The sequence below is a fragment of the Paraburkholderia sp. J41 genome, from assembly GCF_905220235.1.
In the GTDB taxonomy this organism is placed as follows: domain Bacteria; phylum Pseudomonadota; class Gammaproteobacteria; order Burkholderiales; family Burkholderiaceae; genus Paraburkholderia.
On record NZ_CAJMZE010000001.1, the window covers coordinates 259,435 to 273,583 of the forward strand.

Annotated in this window: 13 protein-coding genes; 8 read left to right on the top strand and 5 right to left on the bottom strand. The window is 65.9% G+C overall.

Features of this window, described 5'->3' with window-relative positions; translation table 11 throughout:
• Nucleotides 1–91 precede the first annotated feature (91 nt).
• A complete protein-coding gene (locus U5805_RS01145; RefSeq protein ID WP_322101584.1) occupies nt 92–376 on the bottom strand; it encodes a hypothetical protein in 285 nt (94 codons plus the stop codon).
• A 68-nt stretch (nt 377–444) separates the two neighbouring features.
• Nucleotides 445–1,407, bottom strand: coding sequence for a LysR family transcriptional regulator (locus U5805_RS01150; protein ID WP_322101585.1), 963 nt, complete (start codon nt 1,405–1,407; stop codon nt 445–447).
• Between U5805_RS01150 and U5805_RS01155 the strand changes: the two genes are divergently transcribed.
• From U5805_RS01155 to U5805_RS01175, 5 genes are all read left to right on the top strand, one after another.
• On the top strand, nt 1,406–1,585 hold the full coding sequence (locus tag U5805_RS01155; protein ID WP_322101586.1) for a hypothetical protein: 180 nt from the start codon (nt 1,406–1,408) through the stop codon (nt 1,583–1,585). The two genes, U5805_RS01150 and U5805_RS01155, sit on opposite strands and share 2 nt — an antisense overlap.
• Nucleotides 1,582–2,682 (top strand): porin, encoded by a 1,101-nt coding sequence (locus tag U5805_RS01160; protein WP_322101587.1) that lies wholly within the window; start codon nt 1,582–1,584, stop codon nt 2,680–2,682. Before U5805_RS01155 ends, U5805_RS01160 begins: the two co-directional genes overlap by 4 nt.
• 78 nt (nt 2,683–2,760) lie before the next feature.
• Nucleotides 2,761–3,894 (top strand): alpha/beta hydrolase, encoded by a 1,134-nt coding sequence (locus U5805_RS01165; RefSeq protein WP_415914520.1) that lies wholly within the window; start codon nt 2,761–2,763, stop codon nt 3,892–3,894.
• Nucleotides 3,895–3,980: 86 nt separating this feature from the next.
• Nucleotides 3,981–5,279 carry an MFS transporter gene (locus U5805_RS01170; protein WP_322101734.1) on the top strand — a complete coding sequence of 433 codons (1,299 nt, stop codon included), beginning with the start codon at nt 3,981–3,983 and terminating at the stop codon, nt 5,277–5,279.
• A complete protein-coding gene (locus tag U5805_RS01175) occupies nt 5,276–6,277 on the top strand; it encodes an alpha/beta hydrolase (protein WP_322101589.1) in 1,002 nt (333 codons plus the stop codon). Before U5805_RS01170 ends, U5805_RS01175 begins: the two co-directional genes overlap by 4 nt.
• A 356-nt stretch (nt 6,278–6,633) precedes the next feature.
• Here U5805_RS01175 and U5805_RS01180 read toward each other — a convergent pair whose 3' ends face one another.
• Nucleotides 6,634–7,596 (bottom strand): sulfonate ABC transporter substrate-binding protein, encoded by a 963-nt coding sequence (locus U5805_RS01180; RefSeq protein WP_322101590.1) that lies wholly within the window; start codon nt 7,594–7,596, stop codon nt 6,634–6,636.
• A 304-nt stretch (nt 7,597–7,900) separates the two neighbouring features.
• Between U5805_RS01180 and U5805_RS01185 the strand changes: the two genes are divergently transcribed.
• From U5805_RS01185 to U5805_RS01195, 3 genes are all read left to right on the top strand, one after another.
• Complete coding sequence (locus U5805_RS01185) at nt 7,901–8,710, top strand: DUF2325 domain-containing protein (protein WP_322101591.1); 810 nt, start codon at nt 7,901–7,903, stop codon at nt 8,708–8,710.
• Nucleotides 8,711–8,713: 3 nt separating this feature from the next.
• Entirely contained in the window at nt 8,714–9,769 is a 1,056-nt protein-coding gene (locus U5805_RS01190; RefSeq protein ID WP_322101592.1) for a fatty acid desaturase, read from the top strand.
• A gap of 643 nt (nt 9,770–10,412) precedes the next feature.
• Nucleotides 10,413–11,963: a methyl-accepting chemotaxis protein gene (locus U5805_RS01195; protein WP_322101593.1), complete on the top strand. Its 1,551-nt coding sequence runs from the start codon at nt 10,413–10,415 to the stop codon at nt 11,961–11,963.
• Between the two features lie 266 nt (nt 11,964–12,229).
• Here U5805_RS01195 and U5805_RS01200 read toward each other — a convergent pair whose 3' ends face one another.
• Nucleotides 12,230–13,165, bottom strand: a complete 936-nt coding sequence (locus U5805_RS01200; protein WP_322101594.1) for a LysR family transcriptional regulator — start codon at nt 13,163–13,165, stop codon at nt 12,230–12,232.
• Nucleotides 13,166–13,191: 26 nt separating this feature from the next.
• Nucleotides 13,192–13,848, bottom strand: a complete 657-nt coding sequence (locus U5805_RS01205; protein WP_322101595.1) for a M24 family metallopeptidase — start codon at nt 13,846–13,848, stop codon at nt 13,192–13,194.
• Nucleotides 13,849–14,149: the final 301 nt, after the last annotated feature.

The following is a 14,149-nucleotide window of genomic DNA, read 5'->3' on the forward strand; positions in this document are numbered from 1 at the left end:
TGAGGGCGTGGTGAGGGCGGAGCGGCGGCGCGCGCTTCAGTCGGTCACTATTCCGAACTCACCGGCCGGGCGCGCCGCCTTCAAACGTTGCTTACTGATCCTTCGCGTCCTTCACGCGCGCATCGGCCTTTTCCTTGTCGGCGTCGGCTTGCGCGTCGGCTTTTTCCTTATCGGCCTTGGCCTGCGCGACGGCGGCCTTCTTGTCGGCCTTCGACTGCTTTTTCGCGGCCTTTTGATCGGCGTGCGTGACCGGCGCGGCGGACGGATCGTTGTTCGTCTGCGCCACGGCGTCGCTTGCGAAAGTCCATGCGCCCGCCGCCGCGAGGGCGAGCAGGGCGGCGCTCAAGCTGCGTGCGGGTGTGCGGATCGTCGGCATGCCGTTTCTCCCTTCAAGTGTTGAACGTGCCCGCAAAGGGAGCAATCGGCATGCCGTGCGCGGCCGCGTTAGCTTGACGCGTGTGCCGCCAGCGCGCCGGCAAGCTGCGCCTGCGCGAAGTCCACGAAGCGCGCGGCCGCCGGATTGTGCATATCGGAGGGATACGCGAGATGCAGCGGCGCGCTCAGGCCGTGCGCGCTGCCGAGCGCGCAGAACGCCACGTTTTCGTGGTCGTAGTGGCGCATGGAGGCGGGCACCAGCGTCACGCCAAGACCGGCCGCGACCATATGAATGCCGGTGAGCATGCGCGGCACTTCGCGCGAGACTTGCGGCAGAAAGCCCGCGCGCTTGCATGCGGCGAGAAAGTCGGCGTACATGCCGGGCGCGCCGGGGCGGCGCACGAGAATGAAGTTTTCGTCGGCGAGCGCTTCGAGCGGCACGGCGGGCAGCTTTGCAGCGGCGGCTTTCTTCGATGATGCCGCGCGTTTCGCGGCGGCCAGCAACGGATGCCCGAGCGGCAGCACGACCACCATCGGCTCGTCGAGCAATTGCGTGAAGGCGAGGCCGGCGGGCGTTTCCGTCGGCTTGCGCAAGAACGCAACGTGAATCTGCCGCGCGAGCAGCCGCTCGATCAGCTCGGCGGCGTTCAGTTCGGCCAGTTCGATTTCGATGCCGGGATGCGCGGCGCCGAACGCACGTATCAAATGCGTGGTGAGCGGATGAAAACCGGCCGAACTCGTGAGTCCGATCGAGATCGATCCCAACTCGCCGCGCGCGATGCGCCGCGCGTGCGAGAGCCCTTGCTGGAGCGTGTCCAGCACGACCGCCGCATTCTGCGCGAACGCCTCGCCCGCCGGCGTCAGCTCCACGCCGCGCGGCAGGCGCACGAACAGGTCGAAGCCCACTTCTTCTTCGAGCAGGCGAATCTGCTGCGAAAGCGGCGGCTGCTGCATGGCGAGGCGCTCGGCGGCGCGCGTGAACTGGCCTTCCTCGGCGACGGCCAGGAAGTAGCGCAAATGGCGTAGCTCCATGTTCGGGGCTTCCGGTGATGAGGTGAAGGGCGGCCCGGCAAATGCCATATTTTTTGAATATGGCGGCGTTATTCAATTGATATTTTACATCTACCGGCAGCGGCCCTACGATGGCGACCATTCCGCGTTGGCCCACTCGCCGCGCGCCTTAAAAACAACATCGGAGACCTATCCATGAAGAAGCACCACGCCGCCGCGTTCGCGCTGATCGCCGGTTGCGGCGCAGCCCACGCCCAGGAAATCGACGAAGCCCTTGCCACCGCCGTGGGCGGCGGAGGCGGCAGCTCGGTCACGCTTTACGGCGTGGTGGACGCCAATGTGGAATTCCTCTCGCATGCAAGCGCCACGGGCGGCTCGCTCGTGCGCGAGAACTCGGGCGGCATTCACAACTCGCGCTTCGGCGTGCGCGGCAGCGAGTCGCTCGGCGGCGGCAACACGGCGTGGTTCGTGCTCGAATCGGGCTTCAACAGCAACGACGGCACGCAGGCCACGGCCGGCACGCTTTTCAACCGCACGGCGGCGGTCGGTCTTTCGAACCAGCGCATCGGCTCGCTCTCATTCGGCTTGCAGTACACGGCGATGTACGACATCTTGCTGCACTACGATCCGATGTCGTTCGCGCAGCAATACACGTGGTTCCCCACCACGGGTTCCTCCGACGACTTCGCGTTTCGCGCGCGTGACAGCAACTCGGTGAAGTACGTGGGCAGCTTCGGCGGCCTGACCGCCATCGCCGACTACAGCTTCGGCGGCGACGCGGATTCGTTCCAGAGCAGCGCGGCATACAGCGGCGGCCTCGACTACGACGGCGGCACCTTCGGCCTCGCGGTGGCCTACGACTACCGCAACGGCGCGATCAATTCGAGCGGCACGTGGACGAAGTCGCGCAACCTGAGCATTTCGGGACGCCAGAATATCGGCGCGGGCGAAATCATGGGCGGCTACGAGCATTACCTGTATAACCCCACGAAAAGCGCGTCGGTGGCGCAGCAACTGTTCTTCGCGGGCGTGCGGTATCCGGTGATGCGCAACCTGAAACTCACGGCGGCGTATTACTACGACGTCGACAAGACGCCGAAGACGTCGAATACGTGGATGGGCGTGCTGAGCGCGCAATACGCACTGTCGAAGCGCACCTCGCTTTACGCGACGGTGGCCTACGCCGAGGCGACGCGCTACGCCAACGGCACGTACACGCCGGTCGGCACGAACGACAGCACGGCGTTCGGTCCGAACCAGACGGGCGTTACGCTCGGCATGTTCCACAAGTTCTGATACGCGGGTTCGGCAGCGAGTTTGCAATACGGCCCGCGCGCGGCGCGGGCCTTTGACGGAGTGGTTCGCATGACAGCAATTCCGGTGGCGGTTCCGGTCCGAAACGCGCGGCGTGGCGCGGGGGCGAAGCGGCTCGCGCGCGGCGCGGCCGCGCTGGGCGCGCTCGCGGCGCTGGCCACGTTGGCGGGGGCGCTCCTGTTCGCGCCGAACGCCCGCGCCGCCAGCGCCGAAGCGGCGCACGCGTACAACCCGCATCTGCGGCCCGTCACGCACGTTTCGGACACGCGCATGCGTATCGACACGCCCGCGGGCGCCGCCGAATTCGCGCTTTACGTGTCGCGCGACTGGGACCGCCCGCAGCCGGACGTCACGCGCGCGATCATCGTGATTCACGGCAAGCTGCGCAACGCCGACACCTATTTCCACAGCGCCGAAAAAGCCCGCGACGCCGCCGCCGCCCAAGGCGCGGATACGGCCGGCACGCTGTTGATCGCGCCGCAGTTCCTCGCCACGCTCGACTTCGCAGGCCGCGACGAACCCGCCGACCTGCTGCGCTGGAACGAGAACGGCTGGATGGCCGGCGAGAACGCCGTGGCGCCCGCGCCCGTCAGCTCCTACGCCGTGCTCGACGCGATCGTCGCGCGCCTCGCCGACCGCACGCGCTTTCCCAATCTGCGTCACGTGATTTTCGCGGGCCATTCGGGCGGCGGCCAGGTCGTGCAGCGCTACGCCGTGGCCGCGCGCGAAACGGGCGCGCTCGCGCAGGACGGCGTCGATATGCGTTATGTGGTGTCGAGCCCGTCGTCGTATGCGTATTTCGATGCGACGCGCCCCGTGCCCGTGGAAGCCGCCGCGTGCCCCGCATTCGACGACTGGAAATACGGCATGCAAAAGCGCCCGGCCTATCTCGCGGACCGCACGCCCGCGCAGCTCGAAGCAGCCTATGTGAAGCGCCGCGTGCAATATCTCGTCGGCGGCAACGACGACGATCCGCAGCAAAAGGCGCTCGACCAGAGCTGCCCCGCCGAAGCGCAAGGTCCGCAGCGCGTCGCGCGCGCGCAATCGTACGTGCGCTACCTTCAGGCGCGCCACCCGGAAGGCATCGACCAGCGGCTCGACATCGTGCCGGGCGTGGGCCATAACGGCGCACGCATGCTGAGTTCGGTCTGTGCGCTCGCCGCGATGTACGACACGCCGGGATGCACGCCATGAACCGCCCGACGACTTCCGCCGCGACTTCGCCGCTCGGCGTGCAAGGCGCCACGGCCGAGCAGGCGCGCGCCGCGCTTTCGCCTGCGATGGTGCGCCGCGCGATCTTCTCCTCGGTGCTCGGCAACGGGCTCGAATGGTTCGACTTCCTGATTTACGCGTACTTCTCCAAGACCATCGCGCAGGTGTTCTTTCCGGCGGGCAGCGGCTTCCTGTCGATCATGCTCACGCTCGCGACCTTCGCGATCGGCTTTTTCGTGCGGCCGTTCGGCGGCATTCTGCTCGGTCTTTACGCCGACCGCATGGGCCGCAGCCGCGCGCTTTCGCTCATCATCATTTCGATGGCGGTCAGCACGCTGCTGATGGGCCTCACGCCCGGCTACGCGCATATCGGCCTCTTCGCGCCCGCGCTGATCGTATGCGCGCGCGTGCTGCAAGGGCTTTCGGTGGGCGGCCAGTTCGCGACCGCCTCGGCCATGCTGGTGGAATACGCGCCGCCGGGCCGCAAGATGTTCTACGGCAGTTTCAACATGACGGCGCAATCGTTCGCACTCCTGCTTTCCTCGGGAACGGGCTATCTGCTGACGACGCATCTCACGCACGCGCAACTCGTCGCATGGGGCTGGCGCGTGCCGTTCCTGTGCGGCGCGCTGGCGGGCCCGATCGGTTTTTATATCCGGCATCGCGTGGCCGAGTCGCCCGAATTCGTCGAACTGCGCGCGCACGAAGGCCGCGCGCCGCGCACCACGCTGCGCCGGTTTTGCCGCGAAAACGGCCGCGCGGCGCTCTGCGCGATGGGCGTGATCGCCGTGGGCGCGGCCACCAATTACGTGTGGCATTCGTACATGGCCGTGTACGTCGAGCGCCAGTTGCACCTGCCGTTGGCGGTCGCGCTGCGCGGCGCGTTCTTCTGCGGCGTGCTCAACCTGTTTCTGTTTCCGCTCGCGGGCAAGCTCGCCGACCGCTTCGGCGCGTACCGGCTGTTCTATCCCGTGACGATCGCGTGGATGGTCTGCGCCTATCCGCTCTTCGCCTACGTGGTGTCGGCGCCTTCCGCCGAGCGGCTTTTCATCGCCCAGGTGATCGCGACGGTGTTTCTCGCGGCGATGTCGGGCGCGCATCCCGGCATGCTTGCAACACTGTTTCCGGTGCGCAGCCGCTCGTCGGGCGTGGCGATCTCGTACAACATCGCCGTCACGCTGTTCGGCGGTCTCGCGCCGTTCACCATTACCGGGCTCACGCGACTCACGGGCACGAGCCTCACGCCCGCGTTCTACCTGATTTTTGCCGGCCTCTTCTCGCTCGTGCTGGTGTACGGCACGCGCCGCGGCCACACCCTCGCCGACGAAGAACGCCATCCCTCCACAAGAAGGAACTCCGCTGCATGACCTTGCTTGATTCCAACGACGAACGCGCGCCCAACGAACGGCCCGTGGCCGTCGTGGCACCGATGCATCTCGAAGTCGCGACCGCGCGCGGACGCGGCACGGTGCCGCTGTACGTCTCGGGCGCCTGGAACGCGCCGCAGCCCGAAGTCACGCGCGCCGTGATCCTGCTGCACGGCCGCCTGCGCAACGCCGACGCCTATTTCCAGCTCGCGCATCGCGCGCGCGCCAATGCGGGCGAGGCGGCGGCCAACACGCTGCTCGTGGTGCCGCAGTTTCTCGCGAGCGACGATGTCGCGGCGCATCGCCTGCCGCAATCCACCTTGCGCTGGGACTGGACGAGCTGGATGGGCGGCGACGACGCGCTCGCGCCCGCGCCGCTCAGTTCGTTCGACGTGCTCGACGCGCTGCTTGCCGCGCTTGCCGACCGGCGGCCGTTCCCGTCGCTGCGCGAAGTGGTGGTCGCCGGGCATTCGGGCGGCGCGCAGGTCGCGCACCGCTATGCCGTGCTCGCGCGCGGCGAGGCGCCGCTCGCCGCGCGCGGCGTGACGCTGAGCTACGTGATCGCGAATCCGTCGTCGTATGTGTATTTCGATACGCAACGCCCCGACGCGCACGGCGGTTTCGCGCCGTTCGACGAATCGGCTTGCCCCGGTTTCAACCGTTGGAAATACGGGCTCGACGCGCTGCCTGCCTATGCGCGGACGCCCGGCGCGGCGCTCACGCCCGATGCGCTCGAAGCGGCCTACGTGCGCCGCGACGTAACGCTGCTGCTCGGCGAGCGCGACTGCGACCCCGAGCATCCCGCGCTCGACCGCTCGTGCGCGGCGCTCGCGCAAGGCGCGCACCGTCTCGCGCGCGGCCGTGCGTATGCACAGTACCTGCGCGGGCGCCATGCGAGCGCGCACCCGGTACACGAGATCGCGGGCGCGGGCCACGACGCCGACGCCGTGTTCGGCTCGCCCGCCGGCCGCGCGGCGCTGTTCGGGGCGGCGGGCTGACGACTTCGGGCGATAACTTCGGCTGATAACTTCGGGCGGCAACTTCGGCCCGCAACTTCGGCTGACAACCTCGGCCGATAACTTCGGGCGACAACTCCGGGCGGCAACTTCGGGCGACAACTTCGGCCCGCAACTTCGACCTACAGCTTCGGCTGATAACTTCGGACGATAACTTCGGGTGACAACTTCGGCTCGCAACTTCGGCTGACAACCTCGGCCTACAGCTTCGGACGACAGCTTCGGCCCGCAACTTCGGCCCGCAACTTCGGCCCGCAACTTCAACCGACAACTTCGCCTGTCGACGCGGCCCGTTGCGCGGCTGATCTGGCGACCGATTTGCCGGTGTGTCTCGCGGCTCAAGCGAGTCCGGGCGCGGCGGCTTCGAGCACGTTCACGCGCTTCGGAATCAGCTTGAGGTCGAAGAAGGTATCGGCGATCTGCTGCTGTTCCGCGAGAATCGCCTTCGTGATCGGGCCGGTGCCGAACTGCACGCGCTCGATCGCGACGCTCGCCACCTCGGGCGGCAAGCCCCACAGCCGCGCAAGCTGCGCCGCGAGTTCGGGCCGGTTGCGCTGGCCCCACTGGTCGATCTGGCTCAATTCGTCGACGAGAATCCTGATGACGTCGGGATTGCGCGCCGCATAGCTCAGCGAAGAAAAATAATAGGCGCGATTGCCGACCACGCCGGTCGCGTCGGCGAGAAGGCGCGCGTCCAGCGTTTTCTGCGCGGCGGCGAGGAACGGGTCCCAGATCACCCACGCGTCGACCGAACCGCGCTCGAAGGCCGCGCGCGCGTCGGCGGGCGCGAGGAACACGAGGTTCACGTCGGCGTATCGCAGGTCGTGCGCGCGCAGCAGCTTCACGAGGAAATAGTGGACATTGCTGCCGCGATTGAGCGCGACCGTCTTGCCCTTGAGGTCGGCCACGCTGCGAATCGCCGAATTGCGCGGCACGAGCACGGCTTCCGACTGCGGGCGCGGCACCGTCGCGGCCACATACGCGAGCGGCGCGCCCGCCGCCTGCGCGAAGATGGGCGGCGCCTCGCCCACGTCGCCGAAATCGATCGAGCCCACATTGAGCGCTTCGAGTTGCACCGGACCGGCGTCGAACTCCGTCCACGTGACGGACACGCCGAGCGGCGCGAGACGCTTTTCGAGCGTGCCGCGGCCCTTCAGCAAGGTCAGATAACCCTTCTGATTGCCGATGCGCAACGTTCGCGCGGCGGCCGTGGCCGCGGCGGCGTGCGCCGGGAACGCGGGCAGGACCGCGAAAGCGGCGGCGCTGGCGGAAAGCTTGAGAAAGCGGCGGCGTGGGTTCATGCGCGGCGTGCCCGAAGAGTGATGACAGCCGCCGATGTTAGAAGCCGCGCCGCGAACTGAAAAACAACGAATTGCGCGTTGCTCATTCCCAAAGCCGATAACGCGCTCTTATGTCGCGACACGAAATAAAGCGAAACGACGAGAATGTGCGCGACCTCAAGACGCCCATTTTTTTCGGCGGCGCGGCTTGGCGAATCGTCCTTGTTTTACGATAATGAGAATCATTTCTATTTAAGGGCGACGCGAACCCCGCGCCGTCCGCGCGACGCCACGGCGTTCGCGAGGCACGCAAGGAACGAGCGCCATGACCTCGAACGAACTGGACTGGTTGCGCCTGTGCGACGAGCACGGCCGCGTGGTCTCCGCTTACGGGCGGGCGCAGCGCCGCGCGTCGCAGGTCATCGCGGCGCAGGCGCGCCGCATCGAGGCGCTCGAAACCCAGGTCATGCAACTGCGGGCGGCGGCCATCGTGCATCGCACCGCGCTGGTCTGGGCGCGCGAGGACATGGAGGCGCTGCAAGCGGCGGTTCCCGGCTTGCCGAAGCGGCTCGCGCTGGCAGGGCAGGTCCGCCTGCTCGAAACGCGCGTTCGGGCGCTGGTCCGCGCGCAAACGGCGCGGCCCGACGTTGCCGGGCGTGCGCTGGCGGCGCAGCCGGAATCCGCGCCGGAATCCGCGCCGGGAACGGCTTCGCAACCGGGGCCGGACGCCGGGCCGAAGCGCGGTTCGAACGCCGCGCAAAGGTCCGGGCCGCGCTTGAGCCGGTTTCCGGCGGGCGCGGAAAAAGTCGTGCTTTGGGTGAGCCGCGACGCCGTGCAGCAGGCGTTGACGCAGCGCGTGGCCGCGCGCGCGGGCATGCGCCTCGTGCAGACGAGCGGCGACGACGCGGCCTTGCTGGACCACACGCTCGCCGACGCCGATCTCGTGATTTGCCAGGCGGGCTGCGTGAGCCATGGCGACTGGTGGCGCATGAAGGACTATTGCGCGCGCAAGGGCAAGCCGTGCGTGCTGGTCGACCGGCCCGACGCGTTGCGGCGCGTGATTGCCGCGCGCGCGCCCGTAGCCGCCGAAATGGACGTCGAGGCCGACATGGATACGTATCATCAGGATGACTGAGTAATGACAACACCGCTTCAACCGATTTCGCCTGGCGACCCGCTGCCGCACCGCAAGATCCTGCGCGGCTGGCTCGAACCGCTCGCGCGGCGCACCACCGCTTATCCGCTGCTGCTGCTCGTGATCGACTATGCGATTCTCGCCGGGCTTCAGGCGCTGATCGTGCTCGTGCACGGCCTTGCCGTGAAGCTGATCTGCGCGCTGGTTTCGGGCTTCGTGATCGGCCGGCTGTTCATCATCGGGCACGACGCGTGCCATCAAAGCCTCACGCCGCACCGGCGGCTCAACAAGTGGCTCGGGCGCATCGCGTTCCTGCCGTCGCTCACGCCGTACAGCCTGTGGGAAGCGGGCCACAACGTCGTGCATCACGGTTACACGAACCTCAAGGGCTTCGATTTCATCTGGGCGCCGCTCAGTGTCGAGGAATTTCAGGCGCTGTCGCGTCCGCGCCGCTGGATGGAGCGGCTCTATCGCAGCGGCTGGGGGCCGGGCGTCTATTACATGGTCGAAATCTGGTGGCGGCGCATGATGTTCCCGAGCAAGGCAGCGATGCCCACGCGCCGGCCGATTTTCTTCAAGGACTGCTGGCTCGTGACCGCGTTCGCGGCGCTGTGGCTCGCCGCACTGGTTTGGGCCGCGCTGGCCACCTCGCAATCGGTCGCGCTGCTGCTCGTGTGCGGCTTCGGCATTCCGTTTCTGTTCTGGTGCGCGATGATCGGTTTTGTCGTGTACGTGCATCACACGCACGAACGCGTGAGCTGGTACGACGATCGCGCCGAATGGACGCGTGCGCAGCCCTTCGTCACGACCACGGTGCATCTCACGTTTCGCTGGCGCTTTGGCGCGCTGCTGCATCACATCATGGAGCACACCGCGCATCATCTCGACATGAGCATTCCGCTGTACCGGCTCGAGGAAGCGCAGGCGCAACTCGAAACGCTGTTGCCGCAACGCATCGTGGTCCAGCCGTTTTCGTGGCGCTGGTACTTTGCCACCGCGCGCAAATGCAAGCTCTACGACTTCCAGACGCGCCGCTGGCTGCGCTTCGACGCATCGTAAATCGTCCTGACGATTACGGGCCGCATTGCAAGGCGGCCCGCACCGCCCGCGCCGCCCGCACTATTAGCACCATTAGCACCCGGTTCAACATGACGATGACCGCCGTCGCGCCGACGGCGGCGGCATCGGCTCAACGTCCGTTCCCCCTTCGCTCCTGATTTCTCGCCGCGGCGTGAAGCACGCGAACACCTCGCCGGCACCGCGCCGCCGCGCCTCGCCTCGCCTCGCCTGTTTGCGCGCGCAATGCCTCGTCGGCAAACGGCGCACCGATCGCGCGCTCCACTGCCTTCCGGCGCTCGTCGATCCACGCCAATTCCGCAGTCCCCGCGAGCGCGCATGGCTGCGCCTGCACGCGCGCGTGTAGGCGACCGCCTGCCGGTTTGTCCTGCGAGAGAGAGATTCGAATCTGCTTACATGATGGTTGCGTTTCGCTTTTCGCAAGCGACGCGTCCTCCAAAACTCACGCGCGCAAGGCGTCTGCATTACGCGGCATTACCGGAAATCCGCGAAAAATCACGCAAATCGCGAAATTCATCGTACACGCACACGTTTGCCTCAAGTTTTTCGTTTCGCGGCCGTATAAGCGTTCGACGATCCATTCTGGTCATTCACCAAGCCTTGCTGGCGGTTTCGAATAAAGAACATGTTCAGGAAAATTACAATCCGCGCGCGCCTTGCTCTCGCGATGGCTTTTCTCGGAATTCTGCTCGTGCTGGGCGGCGCGATGGGCATTGCGGGCGTGAGTTTCAGCAATCGCGATCTCAATGCCCTTTACGCGAATCAGCTCGCGTCATCGGTGGCGCTCGGCGAAACCAGCGTCGCGCTCGCGCGCAGCCGTTTGTGGCTGTTCCGCATTGCGATCAACCCGGACGTGCCCGATATCGCCAAGCTCACGCAGAACTCGCGCGACCAGCTCGCGAAGGCGAAGAAGTCGTGGGATGCGTATCGCAAGCTGCCGAGCTACGACGCAGACGAAGCGCGCAGCGCCGACCAGATCGACGCCAAGCTGCAAAACCTCGTGACGAGCGCCTACGAGCCGATTTATCAGGTGATCGCGAGCGGCGACAGCAACCAGATTCGCACGGCCGTCGCGAACACGTCGTCGGCGATTTACGGCGATGTGACGGGCAGCATCGACATCTTGCAGAAGAAGCAGAAGGAAGCCGCGCAGGCGACCTACGACGGCGCGCAGGCCCGCTTTCGCTGGTTCGTGACGATTGCCGTGTGCGGCGTGCTGTTCGCGCTCGCGGCGGCCGCGTTCGCGTGGGTGGCGCTGCAACGCGCGATCGGACGTCCGCTGGCGCAGGCGCTCGAGCACTTCAGGGCGATCTCGGACGGCGATCTCACCGCGCGCATCGAAGTGCGCTCGTTCGACGAAATGGGGCAGTTGCTCGAAGGCGTGAAGGCGATGCAGGCCAAGCTCATCGACATGATCGGCTCGGTGCGCGAGGGCGCGAGCGCCATCAATACCGCCGCGCACGAGATCGCCGCGGGCAACACCGATCTTTCGCAGCGCACCGAGGAACAGGCCGCGTCGCTCGAAGAAACCGCTTCCAGCATGGAAGAACTCACGGCCACCGTGCGGCGCAATGCCGACAACGCTCGCCAGGCCACGACGCTCGCGGGCGCCGCGTCGGACACCGCGCAGCGCGGCGGCAGCGTGGTGGGCCGCGTGGTCGACACGATGCGCGAGATCGCCGACAGCTCCTCGCGCATGAACGAGATCATCGGCGCGATCGAAAGCATCGCGTTCCAGACCAACATTCTCGCGCTCAACGCGGCCGTGGAAGCGGCGCGCGCGGGCGATCAGGGACGCGGCTTCGCGGTGGTGGCTTCGGAAGTGCGCACGCTCGCGCAGCGCGTGGCGACGGCGGCGGGCGAAATTCGCGGCTTGATCGGCGAATCGACTTCGCGCGTGGACGCGGGCTCGAAACTCGTGCAGGACGCGGGCAGCACCATCGCCGAAATCATTCGCGACGTGACGCGCGTAAACGACATTCTTCAGGAAATTTCTTCGGCGTCCGAGGAGCAGAGCGCCGGCATCGGCCAGGTCAACGTGGCGGTTTCGCAGATGGACCACGTGACGCAGCAGAACGCCGCGCTGGTGGAGCAGGCGTCGGCGGCCGCGCAGTCGATGGCGCACCAGGCGAGCGGCCTCAGCGAAGCCGTGTCGATTTTCAAGGTGCGCGCTTGAGGCAGGGAAACGGCGTTTGAAGGCGCGTTTTTAAGCCGCGCTTTTTAGCCGCGCTTGAATGCGTAGGACGCGATAAATGTGCCGCCGGTGCCGGATCGACCGGACGGCTTCCCGAGTCGCCGAAGTGACCGTTTTGCTTCCACTCCAAGCGCAATAAAAGCGTCACTTCGGCTCAGTCCGCATTAAATCTGCTACTTCGCATCGCAGTAGCGGCGACCGGGATCTCCGGGGCTTGATCGGCGCGAGTGCAGTTTCTCTTATCACGCTCAACTGCCATTCGGAAGCAGGGCGTCGAAATGCTTTTGAAGATCGAGATCGGTAGCCGCGCTCCACATCGCCGATACCAGCGGCGGCATCGTCGGCGCGCGACGCGCGATAAAACCAATTGCACGGGTAAGCTCGGGTTCGATCGGAACGACACGCGCTTTGCTCGCCTCAGGATCGATGACACTGAGCAAACTATGAGGCAGGATGCTGTGAAGGCCGGCGTGCTGCACGTTCGAGTGCAAGGCCAGCAGAGAGTCGGTCTCGAGCACGACGGTCGGCTGGACACCTGCCTGACGAAACGCCGCGCCGATCACCTGTCGGTTCTGCATGGCCGTGCTGAGCAGGCAGAACGGCAAACTGCCCAGTTCCGACCAACGGACCGCGCGCGACTGCGCACCGGTGAGCGTGCCGACATCGCACGCCGCCGGCGACAAGAGGAAATAACGCTCGCGGTAAAGCGGCAACACGTCGAAGCCCGCCTGCACGCGCTCGTCGAGATACGTGAAGCCGATATCGATCTCGTAGTCGTCGAGTTGTCTCAGGATCGCATCCGAACTCAGCGATCGCACCGTGTAGTGGATGGCGTCGTGTTTCCCACGGCACGCACCGAGCAGCAGGCCGATGATCGGCATGGTCGTCGGGATGACGCCGAAGCGCAGCGTGCCGGTCAGCCGTACCTTCGAGGCGGACGCATCCTGGCGCATATGCTCGAGCGCAGCCAGTGTCTGGCGTGCCCAACCGAGCACACGCTCTCCCTCTTCCGTGAATCCGATAAAGCGACGGCCGCGCTTGACGATCACGAGACCGAGTTCGGACTCGAGACTGCGGATCGCAGACGACAGCGCGGGCTGCGAGACATTGCACAGCTCGGCCGCCTTTGCAAAATGCTGCTCCGTTGCGAGCGTGACGAGATACTTCAGTTGTCGGATGAACATTCGGCGATATGCGTGCTAGCGGCAGTTCAGACGAGCAAGTCCTCATAGAAGGCGCCGAACGGCCGAGTCGGGTGCGCGATCTGTATCTCGAGGATCCACAGGCCGACATCCGGACACGCGGCGAAATCGCCGAGCTTGCCGGCCTTGTACACCGCATGCGGAAAGTCGCTCACGCGATGGCCTTTGATATCCAGATTCAGACGCCAGCCCATTTCGTTCGCGCGATGCTCTGCGTGTTCATAGAGCGCGACGCCGGTCGTACCCGTCTTGCGCCAGTACGCCTCGACTTCGTCGAACAGGCGCTGAGCAGCCACGGCGCACCCGATCATCTCCGGATCGTCACCGACGACGAAGGTCGCGCCCGCATCACCTTCGTGTCCTTTCCAGACGATCCCCAGATCGATGAAGAAGATATCGTTGTCGGCAAGGCGGGGATCTCCCTCCGAGCGTTCCTTGAATGTCTTGAGCGTATTTGCGCCGAAGCGCACGAGCGACGGATGCCAGATTCGCTCCATGCCAAGCGCGGTCATCAGGCGCTTGCACTCGGCGGTCGCTTCGGATTCGAGCATTCCCGGTTGCACCAGCGAACTGAGCTGGCTGACGACATCCCAGGTTCTGTCGCGCGCGTACATCATCGAATCGAGTACGAACTTTTCGCCGACGCGCTGCTGATCAATGTTCATCTCATCCTCGTTATATATCAATGAATATAACGGTAATTCGGGCGCGCGTCTAATTCGTATGTTGCGAGCCTGTCTATCTACTGGTAGACGACTGAGAAAGACGAACGCTGCCGTTACTGCCGGCGAGGCGCACCGTCCGAAGTCCTCCGGTGATAAGCCACGTTTATCAAACGATTCGGCGAAACGATTGGATCGCTGCAGCCCTTCTCGACAACACTGTGTCCGTCGATCCCGCCGCAGGCAGCGATCGAAGAGCCGGTGGCGCGTATGGCCCCGGAAGGAACGCCCACTAGAATGGAGA

What these genes read in the sequence shown, in the direction of transcription:
- U5805_RS01145 (WP_322101584.1), bottom strand. Translation starts at nt 376, where the DNA reads ATGCCGACGATCCGCACACCCGCACGCAGCTTGAGCGCCGCCCTGCTC.
- U5805_RS01155 (WP_322101586.1), top strand. Translation starts at nt 1,406, where the DNA reads ATGTTCGGGGCTTCCGGTGATGAGGTGAAGGGCGGCCCGGCAAATGCC.
- U5805_RS01150 (WP_322101585.1), bottom strand. Translation starts at nt 1,407, where the DNA reads ATGGAGCTACGCCATTTGCGCTACTTCCTGGCCGTCGCCGAGGAAGGC.
- U5805_RS01160 (WP_322101587.1), top strand. Translation starts at nt 1,582, where the DNA reads ATGAAGAAGCACCACGCCGCCGCGTTCGCGCTGATCGCCGGTTGCGGC.
- U5805_RS01170 (WP_322101734.1), top strand. Translation starts at nt 3,981, where the DNA reads ATGGTGCGCCGCGCGATCTTCTCCTCGGTGCTCGGCAACGGGCTCGAA.
- U5805_RS01175 (WP_322101589.1), top strand. Translation starts at nt 5,276, where the DNA reads ATGACCTTGCTTGATTCCAACGACGAACGCGCGCCCAACGAACGGCCC.
- U5805_RS01180 (WP_322101590.1), bottom strand. Translation starts at nt 7,596, where the DNA reads ATGAACCCACGCCGCCGCTTTCTCAAGCTTTCCGCCAGCGCCGCCGCT.
- U5805_RS01185 (WP_322101591.1), top strand. Translation starts at nt 7,901, where the DNA reads ATGACCTCGAACGAACTGGACTGGTTGCGCCTGTGCGACGAGCACGGC.
- U5805_RS01190 (WP_322101592.1), top strand. Translation starts at nt 8,714, where the DNA reads ATGACAACACCGCTTCAACCGATTTCGCCTGGCGACCCGCTGCCGCAC.
- U5805_RS01195 (WP_322101593.1), top strand. Translation starts at nt 10,413, where the DNA reads ATGTTCAGGAAAATTACAATCCGCGCGCGCCTTGCTCTCGCGATGGCT.
- U5805_RS01200 (WP_322101594.1), bottom strand. Translation starts at nt 13,165, where the DNA reads ATGTTCATCCGACAACTGAAGTATCTCGTCACGCTCGCAACGGAGCAG.
- U5805_RS01205 (WP_322101595.1), bottom strand. Translation starts at nt 13,848, where the DNA reads ATGAACATTGATCAGCAGCGCGTCGGCGAAAAGTTCGTACTCGATTCG.